This window comes from Paenibacillus sp. BR2-3 (assembly GCF_046529485.1).
GTDB lineage: Bacteria > Bacillota > Bacilli > Paenibacillales > Paenibacillaceae > Paenibacillus_AQ.
This window is the reverse complement of record NZ_CP126311.1, coordinates 2664322-2687474: the sequence shown is the minus strand read 5'-3', so window position 1 is coordinate 2687474 and position 23153 is coordinate 2664322. Positions and strand designations below refer to the sequence as shown.

At 49.9% G+C, this 23153-nt stretch carries 21 protein-coding genes; 3 read left to right on the top strand and 18 right to left on the bottom strand.

All coding sequences use genetic code 11. From position 1 onward, the window contains the following. Positions 1 to 8 precede the first annotated feature (8 nt). From lpdA to pdhA, 4 genes are read right to left on the bottom strand one after another with little or no spacing between them, the layout of a single operon-like run. Positions 9 to 1421: a dihydrolipoyl dehydrogenase gene (gene lpdA / locus PaeBR_RS12875; protein ID WP_410510992.1), complete on the bottom strand. Its 1413-nt coding sequence runs from the start codon at positions 1419 to 1421 to the stop codon at positions 9 to 11. A gap of 3 nt (positions 1422 to 1424) precedes the next feature. After that, positions 1425 to 2753: a dihydrolipoamide acetyltransferase family protein gene (locus PaeBR_RS12870; RefSeq protein WP_410510991.1), complete on the bottom strand. Its 1329-nt coding sequence runs from the start codon at positions 2751 to 2753 to the stop codon at positions 1425 to 1427. A gap of 39 nt (positions 2754 to 2792) precedes the next feature. Then, positions 2793 to 3770 carry an alpha-ketoacid dehydrogenase subunit beta gene (locus PaeBR_RS12865; protein ID WP_410510990.1) on the bottom strand — a complete coding sequence of 326 codons (978 nt, stop codon included), beginning with the start codon at positions 3768 to 3770 and terminating at the stop codon, positions 2793 to 2795. Between the two features lie 15 nt (positions 3771 to 3785). Beyond that, a complete protein-coding gene (gene pdhA / locus PaeBR_RS12860; RefSeq protein WP_410510989.1) occupies positions 3786 to 4853 on the bottom strand; it encodes a pyruvate dehydrogenase (acetyl-transferring) E1 component subunit alpha in 1068 nt (355 codons plus the stop codon). 265 nt (positions 4854 to 5118) lie between these two features. On the opposite strand from pdhA, the gene PaeBR_RS12855 reads away from it, so the two are divergent. Then, positions 5119 to 5850, top strand: a complete 732-nt coding sequence (locus PaeBR_RS12855) for an alpha/beta hydrolase (RefSeq protein WP_410510988.1) — start codon at positions 5119 to 5121, stop codon at positions 5848 to 5850. Positions 5851 to 5944: 94 nt separating this feature from the next. Here PaeBR_RS12855 and PaeBR_RS12850 read toward each other — a convergent pair whose 3' ends face one another. Continuing rightward, positions 5945 to 6409, bottom strand: coding sequence for a low molecular weight protein-tyrosine-phosphatase (locus tag PaeBR_RS12850; RefSeq protein WP_410515170.1), 465 nt, complete (start codon positions 6407 to 6409; stop codon positions 5945 to 5947). 166 nt (positions 6410 to 6575) lie between these two features. On the opposite strand from PaeBR_RS12850, the gene PaeBR_RS12845 reads away from it, so the two are divergent. Then, positions 6576 to 7217 (top strand): thiamine diphosphokinase, encoded by a 642-nt coding sequence (locus tag PaeBR_RS12845; RefSeq protein ID WP_410510987.1) that lies wholly within the window; start codon positions 6576 to 6578, stop codon positions 7215 to 7217. A gap of 296 nt (positions 7218 to 7513) precedes the next feature. Continuing rightward, on the top strand, positions 7514 to 8020 hold the full coding sequence (locus PaeBR_RS12840; RefSeq protein WP_410510986.1) for a C40 family peptidase: 507 nt from the start codon (positions 7514 to 7516) through the stop codon (positions 8018 to 8020). Positions 8021 to 8081: 61 nt separating this feature from the next. Here the strand turns inward: PaeBR_RS12840 and PaeBR_RS12835 are convergent, their stop codons facing one another. From PaeBR_RS12835 to metH, 13 genes are all read right to left on the bottom strand, one after another. Continuing rightward, positions 8082 to 8813, bottom strand: a complete 732-nt coding sequence (locus PaeBR_RS12835; protein WP_410510985.1) for a winged helix-turn-helix domain-containing protein — start codon at positions 8811 to 8813, stop codon at positions 8082 to 8084. Positions 8814 to 8930: 117 nt separating this feature from the next. Next, a complete protein-coding gene (locus tag PaeBR_RS12830) occupies positions 8931 to 10001 on the bottom strand; it encodes a MoeB/ThiF family adenylyltransferase (RefSeq protein ID WP_410515169.1) in 1071 nt (356 codons plus the stop codon). Positions 10002 to 10077: 76 nt separating this feature from the next. Beyond that, positions 10078 to 11631, bottom strand: coding sequence for an ABC-F family ATP-binding cassette domain-containing protein (locus tag PaeBR_RS12825; protein ID WP_410510984.1), 1554 nt, complete (start codon positions 11629 to 11631; stop codon positions 10078 to 10080). Positions 11632 to 11747: 116 nt separating this feature from the next. Continuing rightward, positions 11748 to 13265: a serine/threonine protein kinase gene (locus tag PaeBR_RS12820; RefSeq protein WP_410510983.1), complete on the bottom strand. Its 1518-nt coding sequence runs from the start codon at positions 13263 to 13265 to the stop codon at positions 11748 to 11750. 121 nt (positions 13266 to 13386) lie between these two features. Then, positions 13387 to 14454 (bottom strand): SAM-dependent methyltransferase, encoded by a 1068-nt coding sequence (locus PaeBR_RS12815; protein ID WP_410510982.1) that lies wholly within the window; start codon positions 14452 to 14454, stop codon positions 13387 to 13389. After that, on the bottom strand, positions 14451 to 15233 hold the full coding sequence (locus PaeBR_RS12810; protein ID WP_410510981.1) for an ABC transporter ATP-binding protein: 783 nt from the start codon (positions 15231 to 15233) through the stop codon (positions 14451 to 14453). Before PaeBR_RS12810 ends, PaeBR_RS12815 begins: the two co-directional genes overlap by 4 nt. Then, positions 15233 to 15556, bottom strand: coding sequence for a thioredoxin family protein (locus PaeBR_RS12805; RefSeq protein ID WP_410510980.1), 324 nt, complete (start codon positions 15554 to 15556; stop codon positions 15233 to 15235). Before PaeBR_RS12805 ends, PaeBR_RS12810 begins: the two co-directional genes overlap by 1 nt. After that, positions 15553 to 15897, bottom strand: a complete 345-nt coding sequence (locus PaeBR_RS12800) for a cyclic-phosphate processing receiver domain-containing protein (RefSeq protein ID WP_410510979.1) — start codon at positions 15895 to 15897, stop codon at positions 15553 to 15555. The genes PaeBR_RS12805 and PaeBR_RS12800 overlap by 4 nt, the downstream gene beginning before the upstream one ends. 15 nt (positions 15898 to 15912) lie before the next feature. Beyond that, positions 15913 to 16749 (bottom strand): deoxyribonuclease IV, encoded by an 837-nt coding sequence (locus tag PaeBR_RS12795; RefSeq protein ID WP_410510978.1) that lies wholly within the window; start codon positions 16747 to 16749, stop codon positions 15913 to 15915. Further along, positions 16739 to 17554 carry an Fpg/Nei family DNA glycosylase gene (locus PaeBR_RS12790; RefSeq protein ID WP_410510977.1) on the bottom strand — a complete coding sequence of 272 codons (816 nt, stop codon included), beginning with the start codon at positions 17552 to 17554 and terminating at the stop codon, positions 16739 to 16741. Before PaeBR_RS12790 ends, PaeBR_RS12795 begins: the two co-directional genes overlap by 11 nt. Positions 17555 to 17596: 42 nt before the next feature. After that, positions 17597 to 18388 carry an HAD-IIA family hydrolase gene (locus PaeBR_RS12785; protein WP_410510976.1) on the bottom strand — a complete coding sequence of 264 codons (792 nt, stop codon included), beginning with the start codon at positions 18386 to 18388 and terminating at the stop codon, positions 17597 to 17599. A gap of 249 nt (positions 18389 to 18637) precedes the next feature. Further along, on the bottom strand, positions 18638 to 19564 hold the full coding sequence (gene rnz, locus PaeBR_RS12780) for a ribonuclease Z (protein ID WP_410510975.1): 927 nt from the start codon (positions 19562 to 19564) through the stop codon (positions 18638 to 18640). A gap of 177 nt (positions 19565 to 19741) precedes the next feature. Then, positions 19742 to 23119 (bottom strand): methionine synthase, encoded by a 3378-nt coding sequence (metH, locus tag PaeBR_RS12775; protein WP_410515168.1) that lies wholly within the window; start codon positions 23117 to 23119, stop codon positions 19742 to 19744. Positions 23120 to 23153: the final 34 nt, after the last annotated feature.

The window sequence follows — 23153 nt, the reverse complement described above, 5'->3', positions numbered from 1 at the left end:
GTATTTTATTATTTCATTACGTGAATCGGGTGACCTTCTACAAGCTCAGCCGCTTCCATGACAATTTCGCCAAGGGTTGGATGCGCATGAATGGTCAAAGCAATATCTTCGAGTGTAGCGCCCATTTCAATCGCCAGACCCAGCTCAGCGATCAGGTTGGAAGCTTCGATCCCTACGATTTGTGCGCCCAGTACGAGATTGTTCTCGTCATTGGCCACAATCTTGATAAAGCCTTCCGCGCTGTTCAAAGAAACAGCGCGTCCATTTCCGGCGAACGGGAACTTGCCGCTCTTCACCTTATAGCCTTTGTCCTTCGCTTCTTTCTCGGACAAGCCTACGCTGGAGCATTCAGGATCGGTGAACACGACAGCCGGGATGACTTTGTAGTCCACCACGGATTTGTGCCCGGAGATCGCTTCAGCGGCGATTTTGCCTTCATAGGAAGCTTTATGAGCCAATGCCAGACCCGGAACGATATCCCCGATGGCAAAGATGTTCGGAATATTCGTACGTCCTTGGTGGTCAACCTTGATCAATCCGCGCTCATCAAGCTCAAGACCGATCAGATCCAGACCTAGCTCACCATCCGTGTTCGGACGACGGCCTACAGTGACAAGCAGATAATCCGCAGTTACTTCCTTGGATTCGCCACCCACGGAGTATTTCACGGTAACTTCCTTGTCATTTTGCACAGCACTTTCAGCCTTGGCATTCGTTACGATCTCGATGCCGGTTTTCGCCATGTTCTTGGCAACCAGACGGGTCATATCCTTATCGAAGCCTGGCAGTACGGTATCCAGTCCTTCAATGATCGTTACTTTCGTACCGAATTTGGAGTACATTTGACCAAGCTCAGCGCCGATATATCCGCCGCCGATTACGATCATGCTCTTCGGGATCTCCGGGAGCTCAAGCGCTTCGGTGGAGGACAGAATACGTCCGCCAAACGGGAACGGCTTCAGTTCAATCGGACGGGAGCCTGTAGCAATGATGCAGTGCTTGAAACGGTAACGCGGAGATTCATGATCATTAAAGACACGTGCTTCCGTATCGCTGATGAACATGCATTCACCGCTGAATACTTCTATTTTGTTGCCTTTCAAGAGGCTGGTTACACCGCTGGTCATTTTCTTGACCACGCTGTTTTTGAATGCTTGAGTTTTGGCGAAATCCACCTTAACATTTTCGGCGGTAACACCGAAGACTTCACCATGCTGGGCCGATTCGTACTGATGTGCTGCTGCGATCAGCGCTTTGGAAGGAATACAGCCGCGATTCAGACATACACCGCCCAATTCCGATTTATCTACGACCAGGACCTTCTGGCCCAGCTGGGCAGCACGAATGGCTGCCACATATCCGCCGGGGCCTGCACCAATTACCAATGTATCAATATCGAGTGAAGCGTCTCCCACTACCATATATTACACCTCCATAACTAACATATCAGGATTAGCAAGCAGCGTTTTAATGTAATTCATGAAGTTTTGCGCTGTTGCGCCATCAATAATACGGTGATCAAAACTCAGGGACAGAGCCATTACAGGAGCAGCTATGATTTCGCCGTTCTTAACCACCGGTTTCTCCGTGATGCGGCCTGTTCCGAGGATAGCCACTTCCGGGAAGTTAATAATTGGTGTAAAGAACATGCCGCCGGCGGAACCGATGTTGCTGATCGAGATGGTGCTGCCTTTCATTTCATTCGGAGACAGCTTGCCGTCGCGTCCGCGCAGGGCAAGGTCGCTAATCGCGCTTGCGATCATCCAGATGCTCTTACGGTCAGCGTCCTTAATAACAGGAACGATCAAGCCGTTGTCCGTATCTGTAGCAATACCGATATTGTAGTATTTCTTGTAGACAATTTCATTGGACTCTTCATCAATCATTGCGTTAAGTGCAGGGAATTGACGGGAAGCCGCAACAAGTGCCTTGACGATAAACGGAAGGTAAGTAACCTTAACGCCTTTTTTCTCAGCGACAGGCTTCATACGGGTACGGAACGCTACCAGTTCGGTTACGTCCACTTCATCCATAATCGTTACATGCGGTGCAGTGTAAGCCGATTTAACCATAGCATTGGAGATTGCTTTACGAATGCCTTTGAAAGGAACGCGTTCTTCTTCAGGGCTTACATTGCCCGCCGATGCTGCCGGTGCTGCAGTCTTCGCTTCAGCCTTAGGAGCTTCAGTTGCTGCTGCAGGTGCAGCCGCTGGTGCCGAACCACCGCTGAGGAACGCTTCAACGTCTTCACGGGTGATTTTGCCGCTTTTGCCGCTGCCATTTACTTTGGAAATATCCACGTTCTGCTCGCGGGCAAATTTACGAACGCTAGGGGTAGCCAGTACATCACGGTCTGGAGCCGGTACAACAGCTGCTGCCGCCGCTCCGCCTTCTTTGGCGTCTGCCGGGCTGGTTGCCGCAGGAGAAGAAGTCGTATCCGCACTTCCTTTTGCAGCATCGGCTTCTTGGGAACCGTGAGCTTCAGCATGGCCTTCCTGTTCTGGAACGTCGCCTTCCGCATCAATGATAGCCACAACTTCGCCTACACGGCAAACCTGACCATCCTTCGTGAATACTTCCAGAACTGTACCATTGACAGGGCAGGGTACTTCCACTACTGCTTTATCATTTTGGACTTCCATAACAATATCGTCATCTGTTACTTTGTCGCCGGCCTTGATATGCATTTTGATAATTTCGCCTTCATGCAGGCCTTCGCCCAGTTCAGGGAACCGGTACTCAAATTTTGCCAACTCGAAAACCTCCTCATGGAAATTAGTGCTGTGGATTATTTAAAATTCCAGAACTTTCTTCACGCCTGCAATGATGCGTGCAGGGTTAGGGAGCCAGGTATCTTCAATTTGTGCATATGGATATACGGTATCCGGACCGGCAATACGAAGCACCGGCGCTTCCAGATGAAGAATGCCTTTTTCGTTGATTTGCGCGATAACCTCAGCGGCCACGCCCGCGCTCTTCTGTGCTTCCTGCACAACGATGACGCGGTTCGTTTTCTTCACGGACTCCAGAATCGTATCAATGTCGATCGGGCTAACCGTACGCAGATCGATGATCTCAACCTTGATGCCGTCCTTCTCAAGCTGTTCGGCCGCTTTAGTAGCTGTATGTACCATCAGGCCGTAAGTTACGATTGTTACGTCAGAGCCTTCGCGAACCACATTTGCTTTGCCAAGCTCTACGGTGTACTCACCTTCCGGCACTTCAGCACGGAAAGCATGGTAAAGATTCAAATGCTCCATGAAGAATACAGGGTCATTATCGCGGATAGCCGCAATGAGAAGTCCCTTTGCATCGTAAGGATTAGAAGGAATGACTACTTTAATGCCCGGGCTTTGGGCAATCAAGCCTTCCAAAGAATCGGTATGAAGCTCAGCAGCCTTAACCCCGCCGCCAAAAGGAGTACGGAATACAATTGGTGCATTATATTTACCGCCGGAACGCCAGCGCAAACGTGCTGCCTGAATGACGATTTGATCAAGCGCTTCAAAGATAAAGCCGATAAATTGAATCTCTGCGATAGGACGGAAGCCCTGCACGCCGAGACCTACAGCCAACCCCCCTATAGCCGACTCAGCCAGAGGTGTATCAAATACGCGGTCTTCGCCAAATTCCTTTTGCAGCCCTTCCGTTACACGGAACACGCCGCCTACATTACCAACATCCTCTCCAAAGATAAGAACGTTAGGGTCACGACTCAGTTCAACGCGCATTGCGTCGCGGATCGCTTCTTTCATATTCATTTGTGCCATTGCGTGGTATCCCCCTTATTCAAAATCGGCTTTTTGCTCTTGCAGATGTTTCGGTGTTACCTCGAACATGCTGTCGATCAAGCCGGGAATGGTCATTTTTTCGGTTTGCTCCGCTTTTTTAATCTGCTCGTTGACAGTCGCTTTCGCTTCATCTCTTACGCGCAGGGTATCTTCCTCGGTCCAAAGACCCTTCTTCTCCAAATACTTGGCAAGACGGGCAATCGGATCCTTCTCGTTCCATTGTCCTTCTTCTTCCTTCGAGCGGTATTTGCTGGCATCGTCGGAAAGGGAATGCGGACGGAAACGGTAAGTTACAGCTTCGATCAGCGTAGCGCCTTCGCCATTACGTGAGCGTTCAGCAGCTTCCTGTACAGCGCGGATAACAGCAAAGATATCCATGCCGTCAACCTTGATGCCCGGGATACCGGCTGCAACCGCTTTGTGGGCAATCGATTTGGAAGCCGTCTGTTTTGCAAAAGGAGTTGTAATGGCATAGCCGTTATTTTGTACAAAGAAAATAACCGGAAGTTTGAAACGTCCTGCAAAGTTCAGACCTTCATAGAAGTCGCCTTCGGAGGAACCGCCGTCACCCGTGTAAGTAATGGCTACGTTCTTCTGGTTCTTCAGCTTGAAGCCCATCGCGATTCCGGTGGCATGCAGAATTTGTGCGCCAATGATGATTTGCGGCATCAATACGTTTACGCCGTCCGGAATTTGTCCACCATGCTGGTGTCCGCGGGAGTACAGGAACGCTTGATATAAAGGAAGGCCATGCCATACGAGCTGCGGAATATCACGGTAGCCCGGGCAGACGAAATCTTCTTTCTCCAAAGCAAATTCACTGCCGATCATTGTAGCTTCCTGGCCGGATACCGGCGCGTAGAAACCAAGTCGGCCTTGACGGCCCAAATTCACTGCACGATCATCCCAAGTACGGGTAAATACCATACGATACATAATTTCTTTCAATTGATCGTCGGTAAGTGCAGGCAGTTTATCCTTATTGATAACTTCTCCATCCGGGGAAAGCACCGAAAGAGCCTCCACATCCTCTGTATACACTTCATAAGGAACTTTACTCATTATCTTCACCTCAATAAAAAAATTTGAATATCAGCTGCCTCTGTTATAGAATTATTATACACCTGTTTTATCTCTTTCGTCAAAGAAATACGTATAAAATTTATGTTTTCACAAATTTTGTATGTATAACAGGCTTACGATTTCTGTATAACAGAAAAGATTATTTTCAACATGTAAATGATATTTACCACATTTAGCACATTGGTAATTTTAACGCATTGCCGTTAGTATTGCAAAATACGACAAGAAAGGTGACGTGACAACCATGAGTGAGCCTGTTTTTCTGAAACGTACAATCGTAAAGCAAACCATTTGGAGCAACCATCTGCAGGAGGACCGCAAGCTGCGGATATATCTGCCTCCGGGCTACAATGAGCTTCTTAGCTACCCGGTTATCTACTGCCAGGATGGCGAGGAATTCTTCAACTTTGGCCGTATTGCCACTTTGGCAGGCCGGCTGATCCTGGAGGAAGATGTCGAGCCGTTCATCATCGTCGGTGTGGAAGTGGATGTTGCCGTACGAACACAGGAGTATGCGCCTTTTGGCAACAGGTTTGCTCAGTATCTCTCTTGCTTTGCCGAAGAAATTATTCCCTACATTGAAAGCAATTATCCGGTGCGGCAAACTCCGAATGAACGGATCATTGCCGGCGATTCCCTGGGCGGCAGTGTTTCGCTTCATTTAGCCCTTTCCTACCCCTCTTTATTCAACCGGGTAATCAGTCTCTCCGGGGCATTCTATCCCGAGTCCCAAGAAATAATAGCTGCGCAGGCAGACCTGTCCTGGTTGAATATCAATATGGTCGTAGGACTTCAGGAAACGGATTTCAAGACCGATACAGGCGTATACAACTTTGTTGAAATGAACAGGGAAACGAAAGAATTATTGGAGCAGCGCGGGGCAACCGTATCCTACCGTGAAAAGGACGGCAGGCATCTCTGGGGATTCTGGCAACAGGAGCTTCCGGAATCGCTACTCTATTTTTTAAACGCTTAAATCCTGTTTGATCGAAAAAAAAGTGAACAACTTGAAAACTTTATGTACGAAATTATGATGAGTGCGCTTTCAGATAAATTGCGGGAGAATCGTGCTACAGATTCTCCCTGATCATCAGTTCCAGCAGGACTGTACAACCAGCATTGATCAAATCATAAACCTGTTCAAAGTTCCCGGTAAAATAAGGGTCCGGCACTTCCCGCAGCTCCTCTTCCGGCAGCAGGTCCATGAAGAACAACAGCTTGGCATTCTCCCCGCCGGGAAGCTTGCGGACATTACTGCCATTAGACTTATCCATGCACACTATATAATGAAACTTTTCAAAATCATCACTTTGCACCTGCCGGGCCTTTACACCCTCATACCCGATCCCATTCTGATCTAGCATACGCCGGGTGCCCTCATGAGGCCCTTTACCAATATGCCAGTCTCCGGTTCCCGCTGAGTCAACCACGATTTCCTGTGACAATCCGCGCTCACTAATCTTATGCCGCAGAACAGCCTCAGCCATAGGCGAGCGGCAAATATTTCCCAGACATACAAACAAAACGCTTACGATCTCTTTCACCTCCAAGCCGTAACTCCCTAATATGATCCAGTAGTCCCGACGATGAGACGTACACTTTTCATTTTAGCGCTGTGCAAGACAATTGTACAACTTTTCAAACTGCATTATACTGGGTCAGGATGATAAACTTTAAACCTAAAAGAAAGGGAGTATTGTGATGCCGTCCAAAAGAGTAGTTATTTTTGCCGGTGGAGAGCTGTCTCCGGAGTATTTGAACGTATTAGATGAAGATGATTTCATTATAGGTGCGGATCGCGGAGCCCTTTTTCTGATTTCTCACGGGTATACACCCGACCTATCGGTTGGTGATTTTGATTCTATTCCCTCTGAAGCATTACAGCAGATTGAAGCAGGCAGCAGAGAAACCATCACTTGCGACGCTGTAAATAAGGACTTGACGGATAGTGAAATGGCTCTTGATTACGCACTGAATACCCAGCCTGAACAAATATTGCTGCTGGGAGTTACCGGTACCCGGATGGATCATACCTTGGCGAGCATTCAGATGATGACCAGGGCGCTTCAGCGCCAGGTGAATTGTTACGTCATGGATTCCAATAATTATATAACGCTAACCGGATCACACGCATTAGTCCAAGACCGCGGTTATACTTATGTGTCCCTGCTCCCCTTAACACCGGAAGTCACGGGGATTACACTTCAGGGTTTCGAATATCCGCTGACTGACGCCACATTGAAACTTGGACAATCCCTGGGTGTAAGCAATAAGCTGTCTGCCCCCACGGGTACCGTAACTATAGAGAGCGGTTTGCTGCTCATTATTCAGAGCAAAGATTAAAGTACATACCCAAATTAAAAGACATCGTTGTAACTTTTGTTTCAAATGATTAAAGTCGGGAATCCCTTGCCAATACAGGGTTTTCCGGCTTTTTTCCGTACGCCCATCTATGTAAATATTAATATTTTGTAACTTTTAATGAGTTTTTAATAAAACGCTTCCATTCTTTGCCCAGCCTTATTTTGAGACCTCCCAACCAATTTTTAGGGCATAGATAACCTGCTATACTACGAATCAGGAAGACAAGCAGGACAAACAACCTAAGCAACACAACAAACCTTGGAGGTACTAACAACATGAATAAGCAGCAATGGTTTAAACAAGCAATTATCGTAAGTATGAGTGCCACAATTGGCCTCGGTACTTTGATGGCAACAGGAGTCGGCACAGCACCCGCAGCAGCAGCAACCGCATCGGTTTCGAAAGGTCAAAGCATTGTAAACTTGGGCAAAAATTATATGGGTGTCCGTTATGAATTCGGCGCATCCACTTCTACTACCCGAGTTTTTGACTGCTCGTCCTTTACTAAATATATTTTCAGCAAATATGGAAAAACATTACCCCGCACTTCCGTAGCTCAATCGAAAGTCGGCGTAGCGGTATCGAAGTCCGATCTTCGTGTAGGCGATCTTGTTTTCTTCTCGAGCGGCAGCAGAGCAAACGGCAAAAATGTTACTCACGTAGCTGTATATGCAGGCAACGGTAAAATCCTGCACACTTACGGATCACCGGGTGTAACCATTTCCGACCTTAATTCCGGCAACTGGAAAAGAACTTATTTGAAGGCCCGCCGTGTACTGTAACAGCTCTAGATAATAGAGTTATAGCTATAATAGAGATTCAGGAACAGCATGTGGCGCCGCCCTACGGCGCCCTTAATACATAACCGGCACCGCGTACTGTATGGATCAGCTTATTTCGATAGCCCTTGTCCAGTTTTGTTCGAAGATGCCGTATATATACATCCACGACATTGGTATCCGCGTGGAACTGATAACCCCATACCCGGCTTAATATCTCTTCACGCAGACAAATCTCGCCAGCATTGCTGACAAGATAGTGAAGGAGATCAAACTCCTTGGGAGTCAGCTTCATTTCCTGTCCATCCCGGCTGACATGCCGGCGGGTGGGCTCAAGTACCAGCCCGTCAATTTTTAAAACATGATTACCTAATCTCCTGCGTCCTGTAAGAGATAACAGATTACGTATTCTGCATCTAAATTCTTCAGGGTGCAGGGGCTTGTCCATGTACTCGTTCCCTCCGGCTTCAAAAACCGCGACAGCAACTTCCGGCCCACCACCCTCGGAGATTACCATCACGGGCAGCTGTCTCCCCTTTTCTCTGAGGGCATAAATCTCTTCCCAACCCGTCCATTCACCGGCATTTCTTATTTCCGCCACCAGAAGGACAGATTCATCCCGGGAGAGTTGTAAGCGCAGATCCTTTAGATCTGTGCTTATTGCCATTTCTAGGCCCACATCGAATAAGAGTCGGTCCGCAGCCATGCGTTTCTTCTCAGCCCATCCATCGTCTTTAGCAGAGATATCATTAACACCTTCCCATTTAGGTGTAAACCAGATGATTCTTTCATTCACGGATATCCCCCTCATTCCGTAAGTCTCACCCTGCAGCAAGCTGCAGATTAAGATTAGGGTTCCCGTATTGCAAAAAGACCATTCCTGTAAGGAAGGGTCTTTTACTTGATTCCATCACTATCCGAAATACCGGTGATACAGGCTGCGAGCGACAGCGATATCATTGGTGCCGTGAATCAGCGCCCTGCCATCAGCGAAAACAACCAACCGGTAATCCCCTTCCCTGAATGAGACCAGATAGGGGTTACTGTCAACCTTCCCGCCTCCGAGTCGAGCCAGCCGCTTCGCCGTCTCTTCCAGATCAAGCTTCTGACGGTGGGCCGGACGAATCTGTACCGTATCCCGACCGCATAGCACATCGCTTCGTTCCGTATTGGCTGCTGTAAGATAAGGATACACCGGATGACTGCCGCAGGAAGGACAGTGCTCTTTACGGGCGGCATTTACTCCTATTTCCTGATGCTCATTACGCCACACGTCAAAGGTCAGCAGCTTGCGCCGCAGGCTTTCTTTTCGCCCCCCGAGCAGCTTTAGCGCCTCAGCGGTACCGTTGGCCGTGACGAGCTGCACAGCCTGAGGCAAAATACCGGCAATATCGCAAGTATCTCCGCCTAGCGGAACCGATCCGAGCAGGCAATTCAGACAGGGAGTCTCGCCGGGCATGATCGTATAAGTGATTCCATAGCTGCCGACGCAGGCCCCGTAAATCCAGGGAATCCGATGTTTTTGCGCGATATCATTAATAATGAGCCTGGTGTCAAAATTATCGGTTCCATCCATAATGAGGTCCATGCCTTGAACAAGGCTCTCCAGCTCTTCCGCTCGCACATCGAGCACATGAGCTTCTATTGTTACATCAGAATTGATGCTCTGAAGTCTGGCTTTGGCAGCGGCTGCCTTCGGCATACGGCGGGCGGCATCCTCTTCAGTATAAAGCTGCTGACGCTGGAGATTACTCCACTCTACATAATCACGGTCAACGATAACAACCCGTCCGACACCGCAGCGTGTCAATGTCTCAGCGATTCCGGTACCCAGAGCGCCTGCTCCGACTACCAATACACTGGACTGCGAAAGCTTCTGCTGCCCTTCCGCACCAAAAGGTGTGAACCGGACCTGACGCGAATAGCGGCCATTCCTTCCTTCGGAAGCGGCAGCAGTAGGATTATCTTTTTCATTATGGTTTATCAAGAACAGCCCCCCCCATATTCAAAAGCCGGGGAACAGCAGCATGAGCCGCTCTTCCCCGGACTTATTATTCATTCTATACGGTTTGTCCCGACCATTGCTCTACGTCCCAAATTTTGGTGACCCAATCCTCATAAAAATCCGGTTCGTGGGAAACGAGCAGAATGGTGCCTTTGTATTCCTGCAATGCACGTTTAAGCTCCGCCTTGGCGACAACATCCAGATGGTTCGTAGGCTCATCGAACAGAATCCAGTTGCTCTCACGCATCATCAGCTTGCACAGGCGCACCTTCGCCTGCTCGCCGCCGCTCAGCATATTAAGCGGACGGGTGATATGCTCATTTTTCAAACCGCAACGCGCCAGATGGCCGCGCACTTCATTCTGGGTAAGACTTGAGTATTCATTCCAGACATCGTCTATCGGTGTAATGTTGGCAGCCTTCATTTCCTGCTGGAAATAGGCTGTATTCAGGAAGTCGCCAAGATAGGTCTTGCCGCTGTACGCAGGAATAACTCCCAGGATCGTCTTCAGCAGCGTTGATTTACCTACACCATTACAACCAACGATAGCTATTTTTTCACCGCGTTCAATCGTCATATTCAGCTTCGGCAGGAGCGCACGGTCATACCCGATCTCGAAATCGATGCCTTCGAAAACCGTTTTGCCGCTGGCCCGGCTCTCCTTGAACTGGAAGGTTGGCTTGGCCGCTTCTTCCGGACGGTCGATACGCTCCAGGCGGTCAAGCTGCTTCTCGCGGCTTTTTGCCCGGCCCGAAGTAGAATAACGCGCTTTATTGCGCTGGATGAAGTCTTCCTGTTTTTTGATAAATTCCTGCTGTTTCTCATAAGCATCAATATGCTGATTTTTATTCATATCCGCCATATCCAGGAATCTCTCATAGTTCGCCGTATAACGGGTAAGCTTGGCAAATTCCAAGTGGTAGACGATATCTACAACTTTATTCATAAACTCAGTATCATGGGAAATCAGCATAAATGCGTAAGGGTATTGCTTCAAATAATTGGTCAGCCAGTCGATGTGCTCAACGTCCAGATAGTTGGTAGGCTCATCCAGCAGCAGTACATTCGGTTTTTCCAGCAGCAGCTTCGCAAGCAGGACCTTGGTACGCTGTCCCCCGCTCAGGCTGGCAACATCGCGATCCAGACCAATGGCAGACAAACCAAGACCATTGCCCATTTCCTCCACTTTTACATCAATCAGATAGAAGTCACCGATATCGAGCTGTTCCTGAATTTCACCCATCTGCTCCAGCAGAACCTCTAGCTCCTCAGGGGAGGCATCGCCCATTTTATCGGTAATTCCCATCATTTCCTGCTCCAGCTCCAAAAGCGGCAGAAAAGCATCCTTCAGCACATCACGCACCGTTTTGCCCGGTGTAAGCTTGGTGTGCTGATCCAGATAGCCGTAGCGGACTCTTGGCGTCCATTCTACTTTACCGCTATCCTTGAGCAATTTTCCGGTTAAAATATTCATCAGCGTTGATTTGCCGACACCGTTTGCACCCACGATTCCAACATGCTCACCGGCAAGCAGCCGGAAAGATACGTTCTTAAACAACAACCGGTCCCCGAAATTGTGGGAAACGTCTTCTACAGTAAGTAAACTCATAAATTCTCCGCAAGCTCCTATCTATATTTAAAATCGTTACAATCCGAAAAAAATACAACAATTTATTTTAACACAAGTAGTAGTTACTCTGAAATAGAGAATTAGCGGGATTTATATTATCTTCTTTTAAAAAAACTTCCCCGTTTGCTGTAACTTCTATTGTCGATGATGTCTTTCAACAGCTCCCCGAGCACTTCCACCAGCTTGCCTTCACGCTTGAACGGATTAATTTGCACCGGGAGACCGAAGACCTTGCCCTCTCTAACCGCCCCCTGCAGCAGGGATACGGAAGAGCGGCCCGCCATCGGCAGGCATACCTTCCACTTCGTCTGATCTGGCAGTCCGCTGCGATGCAGCCACAGCAAAGTTTCCTCAAGCCGCCAATCCGCACCTGAAGCCATCAGCAGCGGGACATCGCTTCTCGCAAATTCCTCCAGCGCTCCTTCATAACCCCCGACACCCAAATCCATAACCACATAACGGTAATTGCCTAACGGCAAATCGGACAAACGCCTGCCTTCAGGCAATTTCCAGTAATGAACCCCATTCCACAAAAAAGGCTCTCCAGACTCCCGTTCAGGATCGGATTCCTTTGCAGCTACCACCATGCTCTGAATCCGATCATATACGGGGGAGCCAGGACATAAATCAACCCAGGCCGTAGTGTCGTGCCTCGATAACCATCCGCTCACCGCGAGAGAAGTATGCGTGGTTCCAAGCCCGTGGGCGACTCCCAGCAGCGCCACTGTGCTTGTTCTTTTACTTGTGCTTGTGCTTGTGCTTTTGCTTGTGCTTGTCAGGGTTGAAGCCGGTATCACAGATGCCGCAGCACTTCCCCCTTCAATGCTGGATATCACTTTCAGGACAGACATGGCGTCGCGATAACGATCCTCCGGATGATGACGCAGCAAACGCTGAATAACAGGAACTAATCCGGCAGGGACCTTGCCTCTTAGCTGTCGATCCATTCCTGTCATCCATTGGCTATACTTGCCTCCGGTTGCCATATAGAGCAGTAAGGCACCCAGTCCATACAGATCGGACACCGGCTGGCTCTGTCCATCCCCATATTGCTCCGGGGCTGCAAAGCCGACAGTTCCCAGCTTCACCGTATCCTCCGTGCCTCCGTTTCTAAAGCTGCGGGCAATACCAAAATCAATCAGCATAAGCTCATTCTGACCGTTCACCATAATATTGGACGGTTTCAGATCACGGTACACAATTGGCGGATGATGCCCATGCAAATACTGGAGGACTTCCAGCAGCTGTACAGCAAACTCCAGGATTGCCGCTCCCGGAACGGGCCCAGGATTTGCTGTCATTAAATGGGCTAAGGTTATTCCCTCGATGTAGTCCATAACCAGGTAAGAGTACCCGTCATCATCCGGCGGATAGAAATCGGCTACCCGCGGCAGTCTGCGGTGGTTCAATGAGATCAGCAGCTCTGCTTCGGCCTGAACGTTCCCGTATTGCGGGCCTGCTGTCACACACTCTTTTACCGCCCATCTTTTGCCCGGCAGCCGCAGATCTTCCGCCAAATGCACATGACTCATGCCGCCCGATCCGATGATCCCCGATATTTTATAACGCCCACCCAAAATTTGTCCTGCCGAAAGTTTGGACTCCATACGCATTTCATTCTCCTCCTTAGCAAATAAAAAGGGAAAGCACCCGCAGCAACGTACCGGCAAAAAGCCGGCATCATTGTTTACGGGATGCTTTCCCTATATCTGTTGAGCATGCAAGTAACTTAGCTTAATATTTAATCATATAAAGCGTTATTTCATCACGATTATGGAACAGCTGCTTGGCCCGTTGGATCTGCATGCGTTCGGCCTCGAACATTTCAATGATCTCCTTGATCATCGCCAGCGGCTTCTTATGCATCAGCTTCACAGTAACTATTGCGGTTCCTCCCGGAACCAGACTATGAAGCAGTCCTGTCACCATCTTGGCCATCAGCTTGGGACTCCAACTCATATCACAAACAATCACATCAAATTCATTTTCACTGAATTTCAACTCATTGGCATTTTTACGCAGAATTTTAAGCCCCGGATAATTCTTCAGCGATTCATGCATGTGAGCCGGATCTACCGCTGTCACCTGTATGCCCCGCTCCAGCAAAAAGGAAGTCCAGCCGCCCGGAGCTGCGCCGATATCAAGTCCACGGCGGAAGCTGTTGAAAGGGATGCCGAATTCTTTTTCGGCCTCGATCAGCTTGAACTTGGCCCTGGAAATTTGCCCTTCCTCTTTACGGAAGCGGACCGCACCTCCGCTCCAGTCAGATAAATTCTCTTCCGGACGGGAGACACCGGCATACAGAGCATCGGAATCGGCGTAAACAGAGATCACCCAAGCCGGTTCCTGAACGGAGAATTCGGCATCCAGACTCTTCAGTTCCTCCTGCAGCCACTCCCGCAGTTCTCCGGGACTTTCCTGCCAGAATGAATCTTTGCTTTTGCGGACCTGCAGGGATAGGGTTTGTCCCTCAAGCTGACTTTGACGGCTCAAATATACCGCAAGGCGTCCCAGAGCCGGAAGGCCGGCCTCATCCTGAAACTGCACGGGTTGAATATGCCGCAGAAAAATCGGCAGATTCGCCAAGAGAATACGACTTACCTCTTCCGGTTCCGCTTGCAGGGTAGCGATAAAGATTTCACCCGGAAGCAGCAGCATGCTCTTTACAGCGCCAAACAGCCGCCGAAGCTCCTCTTGGGCATAGGAAGCAAAGCCGTGATTGGCGGTGCAGATATAACGAGAGCTTACTTTTTCTTCCGCATGGGAAGCCTGTCCCTCGGGGTCTTGCCTAAAATCGTTCAAATGGATAATCCTCCAGGTCTTATTTTAATCCATGGACGACCTCCGTCCCATTCAACATCAACAGGAATATCGTAGGTAGCCATAATCATTTCCTTGGTCAGTACTTCTTCTTTCGGGCCGGAACCGGTCAGCTTTCCATCCCGTATAAGCGCAACATGAGTGAAGAGCGGAACAATTTCCTCGACATGATGGGTAACATAGACAACGGCAACATTACGCCGCCGCAGCTTATCCACCTCGGCCAGCATTTTTTCCCGTTCATACAGATCCAGACCGGCACAGGGCTCATCCATAATGAGCAGCTTCGGGTCAGCCATCAGACAACGGGCCAGCATCGCTTTTTTGCGTTCACCCTGTGACAAGGTTCCCAGCGGATGGTAAACCAGCGAACCCAGATTCATATCCTCCAGCAGTTTTATCGCTCTTTCTTTTACGGAATCCGGAATGCTTTGATAAAATCGCAGATAAGCATATGCTCCCGTCGCTACAACTTCCCACACAGGGTCCTGCAGTGACAGCTTCTCCATGAGGGTCGGGCCGATATAGCCGATCTCCTTACGCACCTCGCGTACATCGCACTGGCCATATTTATAGCCCATCACCTCTATCGAACCGCTGCTGGGAAACATATAACCAGTCATCATCTCCAGCAGTGTCGTTTTCCCGGAACCGTTGCGGCCCAGAATCACCCAGTTCTCGCCAGGGCCGATCTCAAGTGAAACATCATCGAGTATTAAGCTTTGCTCCCTGCGGAGAGTAAGATGCTGCAATGAAATCATTATGGGGTCACACTCCTTATGTACTCCAGTACTCTTTCTACAGAAACCATCGAATAAAAAATATCAGGGCTTGCCTTGCGTTCTGCAGAAGACACAAGAAGGGCTGGCACACTGGAAATACGGTACCGGCTGACGATTTCAGGCATCATATTGACATTGCCGGCTGCGACAATAACGTCTGTTGGCAGCAAGTGCTCGGCTACCTCCAGCATGCGCCGGGCCGCTTTACAGGTACCGCACAGTGGAGTATAGAAGAAGATAACCAACGGTCTTCCCTCCTGCGCCAAAAGCTCCAGCAGCTCGATTTCATTCATGTCCATCATTTGCTTCCGTCTCCGGCAGCCAATTCACGCAGCCTCTCCGGACTCATAGGCCCGTTATGCAGCAGTACCCCCTCCGGCTTGGCGGCATAGAGCATTTCGTACATCTCTCTCCGGCCCCACGGACTGGAGGTATGCAAATAGATTTCACGGGGGAAAAGGCCCTCCATTACGATCCTACTGGCAACCTCGCCGCCGGTATCGTCCACCGGTCCCATATCATAGTCGAGTGACAGGACTCCCACCTCACAATCACGCAAAAGCATGAGGCATTCCTCCGTGGTGCGTGCCAGAGTGAAGCCCTGCGGTACAGCTCTGAAATCATCCATATAGACATTAATCAAGATAATAACCTCCGTTCAATACCAAGACTGCACGGTTGCGATCTCATTCCGGTATGTTCCGTCAGCACCTGGTCCTGTTTCCATGACTACAGCCGCAGGACGCAGCGGTTCCGCTGTCAGCAGACCACTCAGGCCCTTCTCACCAATATAACCCTGTCCTATTACAGCATGCCTATCCCTATGCGAGGCAAAAGGATGCAGAGAATCATTGAGATGTATCGCAGCGAGATGGGGCCAGTAGCCCAGAGACTGTCCTCGCTTAAGGAGCTCTTCCGTATCTAACGGGTTCCATATCCCTGCGGCAAAAGCATGACAGGTATCGAAGCAAAAGCCGATTTTGTCAGGAAAGAGGCTCAGCTCCCGAACCTTAACCAGTTCTTCGAGCGTTGTTCCAACAGGCCCGCCGTTGCCGGCCTGGTTTTCGATCAGCAGCTTGGCCCTGCCTTCCCAGGAATGCAGCGTTTCATTCATACATTGTATAATATTTTGATAGCCTTGTAACGGCTCCGTACCCTGAAAATGTCCAAAATGCACTACAATTCCAAGCGATCCGCAGGCTTCGGCAATTTCCAGATCATTCTTCAGTGACGTTACAGTGATCTGCCTGAGACTGCCTTCTGCAGCCATATTCGTAGGGTACGGAGTATGAGCAATGGACACCATTCCCTTTTCCCGGCAAAACACTGCACAATCCTTGGCATCACGGGCATCCACCGGCTTGATTTTAAGACTTCTTGGATTCTTCGGAAAATATTGAAAGCCTGTCGCACCGCTCTCCCAGGCGAAACGGGCTGCTTTCCCGAAACCGCCGCTGATACTGACATGACTTCCGATTGCAGGACTACTGCTCATGCTGGCAGTCGGGACAAAAGAACGCTTTGCGTCCGGACAGCTCTATTTTGACAACGGTTCCCCCGCCTCGAAGGCAAGGTTCGCCCTCCCGGTCATACACCTTGCATTGATCATTATATGAACCTGTAACAGTGTCACCGGTCATAAACGGTATTTCCATGTATCCGCCAATGTCGGTAGCCTCAGTCAGTACCTTGCGAACACTGTCATACAGCCGGACAATAGAATCCTCCGTCAAATCCTGAATAGGCGCAGACGGCAGCAGCCCTGCCTCATAAGCGATTTCATCGGCGTAACAGTTTCCGATTCCCGCAAATACATGCTGATTCACCAGCGTACTTTTGAGCGCTCCTCGTCTTCTTTTCAACAGCTCCTGAAACCGTTCCACGGTCATCCGGCGATCCAGCAGCTCGGGACCCAGCTTGCCCATGACAGCCTCCCCCTCCTTGACCGACACCAGATGCAGAAACCCGAGCCGCAGTCCGATAAAATACAGGATACGATCCCCGAAGGCCAGCTCCACCTGGGTGCTCCGTGCCGGTCTTTCATCCTCTGTACCGTAAAAAAGCATCCCCCCAAGCATCAGATGCAGCAGCAGACGCCGGCCGTCGTGCAGGTGGAACAATATATATTTCGCTCTCCGTTCAACAAATACCACACGTGCTCCAAGCAGCGCTTGCGTAAATTCGTCCTTTTCCACGTTGATGGTTTTCTCTCTGTTCACGGTTACGCCCGTAATCGGCACATTTATAATATGCTGGCTCAGCAGCCTTCTGTAATTCTCCATTTCCGGCAATTCCGGCATGTCACATCTTCCCTTCCAGGTTGGTCAATGATAGCGATTATCCTAGTATAACCCGAGCAATGTCCCAAGTTCAGTTAAATCAGCACAAATATAATCCGGAGTGATCCCCGTGACACTTTTATAATGCTCCAGGTTATCCTCGGTCGTAAGTCCGGTAAGCACGAGTACCGTGCGGCATCCCGCACCTGCTCCGGCAGCAATGTCTGTCCTCATGTTGTCACCAACAACAATAGCATTCTTCGGTTCAATGCCCAGCAAGGATGTCGCGTAAGTCATCAGATGGCTGTGCGGCTTACCGATTACAATTGGAGCCACCCCGCTTGCCGCTTCTATGGCTGCACCAATCGTGCCTGCCCCAGGCATCACTCCATCATCGGATGGCAGCATCAGATCGGGATTGGTCAGGACAGAAACCGCACCGTCCATGATCCAGCGTGCCGCTCTTGCCAGAGAATCGTATGTAAAAGAGCGATCTATCCCCTGAACAACATACTGCGGAGATTCTGTTACGATCGTAAGACCTGCCTCAGCACAGGCCTGATGCAAGCCTTCTTCCCCAAGTATTGCTACCGTTGCCCCCGGAGATTCTCCGGAGATGTATCGGGCAGCCGCCAGAGAGGAGGTGCATACCTCTTCTCCTTTTGCCTCAATTCCCATACCACGCAAATGAGCAGCCACGCTTTCAGGGGTCCGTGAGGAATTGTTAGTCACAAACAAGAATGGGATACCGGCTTCCCGAAGTCCTGCTATCAGAAGATTGGCACCGGGGATCATATGCCGTCCATGGTAAAGCGTTCCGTCCAGATCAATCAATAATCCTTCGATATTGTCCATTGAAGCTCCCTTTCTTGCTGCCCTTATTTTAATTAACATCATTAATTATTAATCAGATGAATCGGTGATTCATTCTTCGAAAACGGCTTGAAATCGCCATTTTCCCTATCCTTTCGTGCGGTAAAGTCCCGTCTGGCTTCTTAAGATTACCATGAAAAGTCGAACGGAATCGAAGACGGGCGGTTTCCGCTGTTTTCGACACAACTCTGTCACTTCCTGCGCTTTCCCGGAAAATAATTCATTTTCCGCTCATCTCCGATATACCGGAAACGCAGTAAACTCCTCGGCAAGCCGCGTCTGCGGGAATACCGTACGGGCTTCCTCCAGCAGGGGAATCAGCTCCTCCTGAGAGCTGTATCTGGAACTAAAGTGCGTCAGCAGCAGCTGGCGCGCACCTGCTTCTTTGGCAAACACCGCAGCCTGCAATGCCGTACTATGATAATACTGGTAAGCCATGTCCGCCAGGTCATGGGCAAAGGTAGCCTCATGCAGCAGTAAATCAGCATCGATGGAAAGCGGGAGAGCTCCTGCACAAGGTCTGGTATCGCCCAGTATGGTAATCACACGGCCCCGTTTAGGCTGGCTCACCACATCAGCCGCATGAATCGTCACGCCTTCCTCCGTTGTAATATCGAAGCCTTTCTTCAGTTTACCGTACAGCGGTCCCGGTTTTAACCCTTTTGCCCGAAGCAGCTCCGTATTAAGACTGCCTGGGCTGTCTTTTTCGGTCACCCTGTAACCATAGCTGTCAATGCGGTGTTCCAGTAAGCCTGCCTCTACCTTAAAACTATCATCCTCGAAGAGCAGACCTCCGGTATGCTCCAGAATCTCCAGCTTGTAGGGAATGCGTGACTGGCTAAGGTTAAGCGAGGTTTCCACGTACAGCTTTAGCCCGGGGGGGCCATACACCGTAAGAGGTGATGTTCCTCCCTGATAACCGCGGCTGGATAGCAGGCCAGGCAGTCCGAACAGATGGTCACCATGCAAATGGGTAATGAACAGCTTTTCTAATTTTCCGAGCCGCAGCGGTGAGCGGAGGATCTGCTGCTGCGTGCCTTCCCCGCAATCAAACATCCAGAAGCTGCGGCGCTCTTCAAGCAGCCGTAATGCAATAGATGTTACATTCCGCTGCAGTGTGGGAATTCCCGCATTCGTGCCTAAAAAGTATAACTCCATAACTGTCCTCCTTTCTTCACTATACTGTATTCAAAATAGGCGGCAATCATTTCACGCAACCTTATCTTAGAATGTGAAGCTGTACTCACTATTATTTCCAGCAAAAAACCTCCCGTAACCGGGAGGTTCCGCTGAATGGATTTGGACACCACTCAGTCCGGGTATAAATAAGGGTTGTTACGCCTTCTCAACATTGAAATACTGTGCCTCGGGATGAGCGAATACCATCGCCGATACGGATGCCTCCGGCTCCATCATGAAGCCTTCCGTCAAGTGAACACCGATATCCTCAGGTGACATGAGCTTAAATAGCGGCCCTTGATCCTCCAAGTCCGGACAAGCCGGATAGCCGAACGATACCCGGATTCCTTGATAGCGGGCACCGTGTCTCTGCTTCATCGTCATATCCGCGCTGTCCGGAAAGCCCCAGATATCCCGCATCATATGGTGCACACGCTCTGCCAATCCTTCGGCCACCTCAAGGGCAACCGCCTGAAGAGCATGAGAACGCAAATAATCGCCTTTCTCCTTGAGCTCCGCAGATAGCTCCCGCACCCCATGTCCGGCAGTTACTACCAGGAAGCCCACATAATCCATTATACCGCTGTCCACCGGCTTAAGGAAATCGGCCAGACACAGATAAGGCTCTACAGACTGACGCGGGAATGAAAAGGTATGGAGCACCTTGCTGACATCCTGCGGGTCGTAGACGATGATATCATTCCCCTGTGATTGAGCAGGGAAAAACCGATATATCGCGTGAGAGTTAATCGTTCCCTTGGCAATCGCCTGTTGCAGGATATCGTCCACGGTTTCTTTTAATTCTACCGTTCGCGGGTCACGGGCTGCAAGTTGAGCTTCTACGGAACCTTTCAGTCCCAAATGATGCCCCAGCAGCATTTGCATATTCACATAGGGAATCACATGACCCAGTGGATAGTTACGCAATACGTGACGGTCCAGATCCGGCGGGATGAAGACGGGAGCATCCGCTGATATGTTGGAGCGCACGGCACGCGTCAGCTTCGGCAGCTCAGATGCAGGAGCAACGGCAACAGCAGCCTCTGCTTCGGAACGAATCTCTTCCTGCATTTTCGCCCGTTCCTCCGGATTCATCAGCCGGTTGGCGATATCCAGTCCATCCATCGCATCTTTGGCATAGAGCACCATACCATCATATTCAGGCCGGATACGTGTCTTGGTGAACTTCCGCGTCAAAGCGGCTCCGCCTACCATAATCGGAACGTCAATCCCTGCAGTACGCAGATCCTGTGCGGTCAGGACCATTTGCTGCGCTGATTTCACCAGCAGTCCCGACAATCCAATCGCATCCGCCTTTTCACGCCGGAACGCCTCAATAATGTTTTCTGGTGGTACTTTTATACCCAAATTTACGATTTGATAACCATTGTTGGACAGGATGATCTCCACCAGATTCTTGCCGATGTCATGCACATCTCCCTTAACGGTAGCCAGCATGATCTTTCCCTTAACGGCAGTCTCATCCTTTTGCATGAACTGCTCCAGATGATTTACGGAGGCTTTCATCACTTCCGCGCTTTGGAGCACTTCCGCTACTATCAGTTCATTATTATTAAAAAGACGTCCAACCTCAGACATTCCATTCATTAAGGGACCATTGATAATTTCCAGCGGACCATATTTAGTCAATGCCTCGTTCAGATCGGGAACCAGACCTTCCTTCGTTCCTTCAACCACATAAGATGCAAGACGCTCTTCAAGCGAGAGATTGGAGATCTTCTCTTTCTTCTCCACCTTCTTGCCCCGGAATGCCGCAACAAACGCGGAAAGCGTAGCATCATTTGTACTGTAGATCAGTTCCTCGGCAAGACGGCGATCTTCTTCAGGAATAGAGGCATAGCGCTCTACCTTCTCCGTATTGACGATAGCATAATCAAGCCCCGCCTTCGTACACTCATATAAGAAGACCGAATTCAGCACTTCACGTCCAGCCTCCGGCAGTCCAAAGGAAACATTACTGATACCCAGAATCGTGTGGACCGTAGGAAGGGCTTCCTTAATCAAACGGATGCCATCAATCGTTTCCTTAGCCGAGCCAATATACTGTTCATCGCCAGTGCCCACCGGAAACACTAAGGTATCAAAAATAATATCCTCTGGAGCCAGGCCGTACTTATTCACGAGCAAATCATAGGAACGCTTGGCAACCTCCAGCTTATCATCAGCTTTAATAGCCTGTCCTGTCTCATCAATGGTACCTACAACTATTGCAGCCCCATACTTATGGATAAGGGGTGTAACCTGCTCGAATTTTTCTTCACCATCTTCAAGGTTAATGGAGTTAATGATCGCTTTCCCTTGGCAGTACTGGAGTGCCAAATCTATAACCTTAGGATCCGTAGTATCAATCATTAAAGGAACTTTAACCTTCTTGACTACGAGCTCCAGAAAAAGCTTAATATCTTCACTCTCATCACGGTCAGGATCCTGCACACAAACGTCAATGACCTGTGCACCGCTCTTAACCTGTGCCCGGGCGATCTCTGACGCTTCCTCATATTTCCCCTCAACGATAAGACGTTTGAATTTACGGGAGCCCAGCACGTTGGTCCGCTCTCCAACCATATAAGGACGGTTGTCGCTCTCGATGTATACGGGTTCTATACCGGATAATGCCGGAGGGTGAATCCCGTCCAGCGGCCGCGGCGGATACTGTGCCAATTCATCGGCCATAGCACGAATATGGTCGGGTGTCGTACCGCAGCAGCCTCCAGCGATGTTTAACCAGCCCTTCTCGGCAAAAGCCGCAACTTTGCGGGCCAGGGAGTCCGGCGACTCATGATAGTTGCCGTTCTCATCCGGCAGACCTGCATTCGGGTAGCAACTGACAGCCGCTGAGGAAATCGCTGACAGTGAACGAATGTGATCCCGCATAAACTCGGGTCCGGTGGCGCAGTTCAGGCCGATGGAGATCGGCTGCAAATGCTCCAGTGAGATATAGAAGGCCTCGATATTCTGTCCCGCCAGCGTGGTACCCATCGGCTCAATCGTACCGGAGATCATCACCGGGAGCGTAATTCCGCTTTTCTCAAATGCATTACGTATGCCAATGCTTCCGGCTTTTACGTTAAGCGTATCCTGTGAGGTCTCCAGCAGCAGTGCATCCACGCCGCCGTCGATTAGTGCGACCGCCTGCTCCTCATAGCTATCAACAAGCTCCTGGAACGTCACACCGCCTGTAACTGAAAGCGTCTTTGTCGTCGGTCCCATGGCGCCCACCACGTAACGCGGATGCTCGGGTGTATCATATTTATCCGCCGCATTACGCGCAAGCTCGGCTGCTACCAGATTTATCTCACGTGCACACTGCGGAATATCATATTCCGCCAGTACTACAGAGGTTGCACCAAATGTATTCGTCTCGATGAGATCAGCGCCTGCTTCGAGGTACTGTTCGTGTATGCGTTGTATAACTTCAGGCCGGGTAAGAACCAACATTTCATTACACCCGTCCAGCTCGTCCCCGCCAAAATCTTCGCCGGTGAGCGGAACCTGCTGGATCATAGTACCCATAGCGCCATCTAGAATTAATATGCGTTTTTTCAAG

Excerpts from the sequence above, each read along its gene's own strand:
- PaeBR_RS12810 (WP_410510981.1), bottom strand. The coding sequence starts at position 15,233 with ATGATTTCATTGCAGCATCTTACTCTCCGCAGGGAGCAAAGCTTAATA.
- PaeBR_RS12840 (WP_410510986.1), top strand. The coding sequence starts at position 7,514 with ATGAATAAGCAGCAATGGTTTAAACAAGCAATTATCGTAAGTATGAGT.
- PaeBR_RS12845 (WP_410510987.1), top strand. The coding sequence starts at position 6,576 with ATGCCGTCCAAAAGAGTAGTTATTTTTGCCGGTGGAGAGCTGTCTCCG.
- metH (WP_410515168.1), bottom strand. The coding sequence starts at position 23,119 with ATGGGTACTATGATCCAGCAGGTTCCGCTCACCGGCGAAGATTTTGGC.
- rnz (WP_410510975.1), bottom strand. The coding sequence starts at position 19,564 with ATGGAGTTATACTTTTTAGGCACGAATGCGGGAATTCCCACACTGCAG.
- PaeBR_RS12790 (WP_410510977.1), bottom strand. The coding sequence starts at position 17,554 with ATGCCGGAATTGCCGGAAATGGAGAATTACAGAAGGCTGCTGAGCCAG.
- PaeBR_RS12820 (WP_410510983.1), bottom strand. The coding sequence starts at position 13,265 with ATGCGTATGGAGTCCAAACTTTCGGCAGGACAAATTTTGGGTGGGCGT.
- lpdA (WP_410510992.1), bottom strand. The coding sequence starts at position 1,421 with ATGGTAGTGGGAGACGCTTCACTCGATATTGATACATTGGTAATTGGT.
- PaeBR_RS12825 (WP_410510984.1), bottom strand. The coding sequence starts at position 11,631 with ATGAGTTTACTTACTGTAGAAGACGTTTCCCACAATTTCGGGGACCGG.
- PaeBR_RS12795 (WP_410510978.1), bottom strand. The coding sequence starts at position 16,749 with ATGAGCAGTAGTCCTGCAATCGGAAGTCATGTCAGTATCAGCGGCGGT.
- PaeBR_RS12805 (WP_410510980.1), bottom strand. The coding sequence starts at position 15,556 with ATGATGGACATGAATGAAATCGAGCTGCTGGAGCTTTTGGCGCAGGAG.
- PaeBR_RS12785 (WP_410510976.1), bottom strand. The coding sequence starts at position 18,388 with ATGGACAATATCGAAGGATTATTGATTGATCTGGACGGAACGCTTTAC.
- PaeBR_RS12855 (WP_410510988.1), top strand. The coding sequence starts at position 5,119 with ATGAGTGAGCCTGTTTTTCTGAAACGTACAATCGTAAAGCAAACCATT.
- pdhA (WP_410510989.1), bottom strand. The coding sequence starts at position 4,853 with ATGAGTAAAGTTCCTTATGAAGTGTATACAGAGGATGTGGAGGCTCTT.
- PaeBR_RS12865 (WP_410510990.1), bottom strand. The coding sequence starts at position 3,770 with ATGGCACAAATGAATATGAAAGAAGCGATCCGCGACGCAATGCGCGTT.